Genomic DNA, 595 nt, shown 5'->3' with positions numbered 1-595 from the left:
GAGGATGGCGAGATCGCGCGTGTCGGCGAGACGCTCCGATTGGCAGGTCGCGATCAGCCGGTCCAGGATATCGCGCGTCACCGCGCGCTTGCTCTTTCGCCGCCGCGGGCGGGCGCTGGCCCTGACCGCCAGGCGCACGCTGGTGCGGATCGCCGGCGTGCCGAGCGGGCTCTCAAGTCCCTTCCAGCGGTGTAGCGTCGCCCAGTGAGCCAGGCGCCGTTTGACGGTGGAGCTCGCATGGGGCCCGTCGCTGCGCAGATGGTCGCCAGCGCGCAGCGAAGCCTCGACGTCGGCCGGCATGCCATGCGAAGAATCCTCGGCGCGCCGCGCCGGATCCCAGAGGTGATGGGCGATGAACTTCAGTGCCAGGGCTTCCGGCGCCGGCCAGGGCAGGGGCGAGCCCGCCGCTGCGGTCGACCAGGCCTCGAGGTAGGCGAGGTCGGAGGCGAGCGCGCGCAGCGAGTTCTCACCCATGCCTTCCTTGGCCAGGTGGCGAAGCGTCGCGACGTCGTCGTCGGTCAGGATGGTGGCGAGCTTGTCGCGGCGCTCCATCGGCAGGATGCCGGCAAGCGCGTCGAGCTGTAGGGCGCGTCGC

Annotated in this window: 1 pseudogene; it reads right to left on the bottom strand. The window is 71.6% G+C overall.

Annotated elements, in window-relative coordinates:
* Nucleotides 1-595, bottom strand: a pseudogene (locus tag AE618_RS28620) (integrase); the annotation flags it as partial.

Source organism: Allobosea vaviloviae (assembly GCF_001298265.1).
GTDB classification, from domain to species: Bacteria; Pseudomonadota; Alphaproteobacteria; order Rhizobiales; family Beijerinckiaceae; genus Allobosea; species Allobosea vaviloviae_B.
The sequence above is the reverse complement of the archived record's forward strand: the minus strand, read 5'-3'. Positions and strand labels throughout refer to the sequence as shown.